Genomic DNA, 4,564 nt, shown 5'->3' on the forward strand with positions numbered 1-4,564 from the left:
AACAGTGTATCCATATAGAAACCATTGTCATGCTGCACGCTGCCATAAGCTGTTAGTGACCATTTATCCAATGTGTTTTTACTTACATTATCCATATCCTTTGGAGTGAAAGATAGCCGCCCATAGGTGCCTACAAGACCGAAATGTGTTGTGGTATTTTGTCCTTCTAATGCCGAGAATGCAACACCGGCTTGTAGAGCAGCATAGCGGATATCAGCACCATAACCATATTTGAGAGGCCCACGCTTGGAAGATAAGGTTCCTGTGTTTCCGTAAGTATAGAGGAAGAAACCGGTTTGTTTTTCTTCTTCTTTTCCTAAGACAGATGTTCTGATATTGGCTAAGAGTGCGTTTTGTTTAGCCATATCGGTTAATCCACTATAGAAGAGAGCATTTGGCATGACCAAATAGCTTGCTGTTTGTGGTACAAGGGCAACAGTAGGGATATTTGTTTCAGGATCAGGATTTGAACCAGAATTGGAGCCAAGCAGTTCGGGTTGTAAACGGAAATCCCAGAAATTTTCATTCTTTTCATCAAAGAGGTTTTGCGCAATATCGGCTTTGCCTTGGCTTGAGTCTGGTCCATAGGCACGTAGTGTATACATATCCGGTAAGCCACCTCTTGTGGTATAGCCATTTACCAGTTTGAAAGAGTTTTCCTCTGCTTTTCCAGAAACTTGAATAAGTGAAAGACCCCGGACATTGGCAGCAGCAGAGGTATTTGCTTCGATATTGTTCTCTTCTAAGCGCCCCGTGACATAAACTGATGTGTTGCCAGAGACATCCCCATGGATCAAAAGTCTATCGGTTTTTTGGTCATTTATTGCAGCACCATCACTCCAAGCCGTATTGAAGTAAATCTTTGCATCACCCGTTGCATTGTAGACTTCTTGCGTGTCTGGTTTACCAGAACCTATATGCAATGTTTGGTAATGCTCTTCTGTTGGCTTGCTAAACATAATGGAGCTGTTATCGAGATTAAGCGTAGAAATATCGGAACGAGATCTTTGAGCAATATCAAGTAGTTTTCCATCAGCATCTTTTTCATTGTTACTGATCTTCAACGTCCATTTTGTGTTGTTTTTCAGATCAAAGCGTGTTTGCCCATTTTCGTCATTTCTTACACCGCCTTGTAAGACAGAATGATCTGCGGTTAAAGTAAACATTTCAACAGGTTTTGTCTTCTGCTTTATGTTTTTGAATAACGTATCTGCAAGGATTTTTGAATTTTTGAGATTAATTTTCCCCATTGATTCATCGGTATTTATTCCAACACCATTTTCAACGATCAGATCTGTATTGGTCAAATTAACTTCACTGTTTTGCCAATCTTGTGGATTACTATTACTTAGGCCATTTAACTTATTTTTAGACAAATCTGCAAAATTCACCCCAGCAACCCCTGCTGTTGCAGAAGTATTTGCGAGATCAATATGTCCATTTCTGTTTATCTTTAGTGCAATTATTGTTGCATCTATTTTGTTTTCAGCGCCATTGATCATCTTAATCGTGCTATTGGATGCGACAAGTCCAAAATCAACTTTTTCAATCGTTGTTTTTCCGTTTAATTCAATGACGCTATTTGCAGCAGCATTTACACCCATGCTGGGCAGTTCGATTCCCTCAATATTTGTTTTCTTCCCTTTTATCGTTAATTCTTCACTTGTGATTTTGCCTCCATCCGTTACATAAAGACCAAAGAGAGTCTTCGTAATCGTTGTTTTTCCTTTTAATTCAATGACGCTGTTTGGGCCCTCAGCTGATGCGCCTGTAACTGAGCTTTCGCCATTTTCTGTGAGTGCAACATCTTTAACATTAATATATCCACCCAAAGTTGCATATAATGAATTATTACTCCCAGTAACAGTTCCTCCTGTCATGAAAATTTTTGATTGCTCACCAATGGCACTCAGCGCATTATGCTCAGATGAAATGATTTTCGCATCATTGTTTAAAGTAATGCTACTGCCGTTTTGAGCAATTATTGCTTCTCCTTTTGCCTCAAAAGATCCGCCGGTGATTGTTATTTGAGATTTGTTATCTGCTAAGATGCTGTTTTTTGCTTTCGTGACGGTTACATTATTTAAAGTGACAATACTTCCTTTGTCAGCACTTATTCCTTTATCCATAAGAAAGTCATCATTTCCGCTTGATATTTTTACATCTTTTAGCGTGTTTTCTTTGCTGGTGGTGTTAAGAAATGATGCACCTACTGCTTTGTCTCCTGTGACCTCAATCGATCCTCCGGTCATCTTGATTGTCGCATTATCACTTTCGGCTTTAACACCGATCGAAGCATTTTTAATTGTTGTGTTACCATTCAATTCAATAGTGCTGGAACCTCTTGCAAATGCACCGAATTTTGTTCCTTTACCATTTGCTGTGAGCACAACATCTTTAACATTAATATATCCACCAGCTTTTGTATATAATACACTATTGCTACCGGTAACAGTTCCCTCTGTCATAAAAATTTTTGATTGCTCACCAATGGCATTGAGCCCATCACCGTTAAGTGATGTGATTTTTGCCTTATTGTTTAAAGTAATGATACTACCGTTTCGAGCATTGATTGCTGTTTCGTTTGCCTCAAAAGATCCATCGATAACTGTTACTTGAGTTTGGTTATCTGCAAAGATGCTGTTTTTTGCTTTTTTAACAGTTATATTTTTCAAAGTGAGTTTACTTTTTTTTTCAGCTTTTATTGCGTTATAGGGGTCACTGTTTTCACTTGTTATTGTGACATTTTCCATATTTCCGTTACCCGCATTTAGCTGAATAGCGGTTTTATCAACATTGATAGAACCTCCTGTCATTTTGAATGTAGCGTTGTCCGATATATTAACGCCGTATTCATAGGAAGATTTAGTTCCAAGTGGAGCACCAATGATGGTATTGTCCGATAATTCAATCAAACTATCGGATCCTTTAACGGTGACAACGGTTGTAACAGATGGTGGTGTTGGAGAGGTACTCCCCAGCTTTAAATTCTTGCCGATGATTTTTCCACCTGTTTCTGCCCAAATATTATCGTAGCTTTCTTTAGAGACTTCCATTTTTTTTCCATCAGAAACTTTAAGTTCTTTAAGTTCTTCCGCTTGTGTGTTGTGGTAGGTCCCAAATAATAGAATTGCTGCAGTTGCTGTATGCGATAAAAGAGATTTTTTAGACATTTATGTTCTCCTCACTTAAAACTAAGCTACAAATATTTTTTCTGTTTGCCATATCTCCACTTGTTATAAGAAGAACAAACAATATAAGAAAATAAATAATGGTCTATAAAAATATTCTTCTTGCTCACTATTTTATAATTTACTTATAGTTTTATAATTTACTTATAGTCAAATTAAAAAATATAATAATTAATGTATATATTTACATTTAAGTCATATTATATTTATAGTTTTAGTTATTACGTATTAAATATATAATTAAAAATATTAAAATGATATTTAAAGACAATATTATAAGCAAATGATCGTTGTTTGTTTGTACTTTTTAATGGTATCACAGTACTGTCATATATTTTGATGCATTAAGGAGAATAAAGGGGGGACAGCATCGTTGGGAACAGCCGTCAGCAAAAATTAAAAAAGTTTACTTAATTTTAGATCTGAGGTGTTTTATATTGGATGTAATGTGTTTTATAAATATGCTAAAGAGTACTGATTGATGCTTTTATAAATCTTAGTTTCTTCTTGAGTATTTTGATAAAGTGGTTGATGTCTTTGTTTTTTTGGTGTATTTAATTAAATTATCTGCGTAAAGAAATATTTTGCAGTATGTTTCCTATGTAAAGAGGAAAATAATAGTAGCTTGTGCTTTTTATCTACTTACGACAGTAAAACTTTACATTTTCTTTTTGCTTTGAGAAAAAGGGGAAGGGGATTTTATGAAGCAAGCGCGATTTATCAATAAACATATATGATTTATCAATAAATACATATAAGGTGTTTTTTCTGAAAGTTTTACTTTCACTTGGAGATGAAGCGCTTTGCGACATTTTTGTTTATGAGAGATAAATGCCATTCAATATCTAAGACAGCGTAAGGGGCAGATTTCTCAAAATCACTGAATTTATTCTCACCCTTAAGCATAACCACCCGCTTTAGTGCATATTTTCATTCTTTTGCGCAAAGACTGCTACACGCATTTCACGCTCCCCAATTCCAGCAAATTGGCAAGACCTTCCACAGCTGTCTTTTCAGGATTATAACGAAAGCGTTTTTTTGCCTGTGTACGAGCAACTACTTCAATCTGGTATGCATCAAAAACAATACCTAGCCTTGTCAATCAATAAATCTTGATGGAGATGATCTTGGGAGGATAAAGAACAAAAGCTATTCGAGCGATCTTTTTATGAAAGGGTGTCAAGAATAAAAAAAGGCAGCATATCGTGCTGCCTTTTTATTAAATTGAATAGAATGAATAGGCTTGCTTTTACAGCCTTGATTTAAAACTGATAGCGTATGCCGCCTGAGAAATTTGCTCCAGAGATACCAGTTTTCTGAAGCTTTTGTTGATAACTTACATCACCATGAAGGGAGAAATTGTGAGACAGTTG

Annotated in this window: 2 protein-coding genes; both read right to left on the reverse strand. The window is 36.1% G+C overall.

Annotation, left to right across the window (positions count from 1 at the left end):
• On the reverse strand, positions 1-3,173 hold a 3,173-nt coding region (locus ACFINX_RS09415), incomplete at its 3' end, for an autotransporter outer membrane beta-barrel domain-containing protein (RefSeq protein ID WP_375668735.1).
• Positions 3,174-4,143: 970 nt separating this feature from the next.
• Positions 4,144-4,293, reverse strand: coding sequence for a hypothetical protein (locus tag ACFINX_RS09420; protein ID WP_375612614.1), 150 nt, complete (start codon positions 4,291-4,293; stop codon positions 4,144-4,146).
• Positions 4,294-4,564: the final 271 nt, after the last annotated feature.

The organism is Bartonella sp. AP36NXGY (genome assembly GCF_042195865.1).
Lineage (GTDB): Bacteria > Pseudomonadota > Alphaproteobacteria > Rhizobiales > Rhizobiaceae > Bartonella.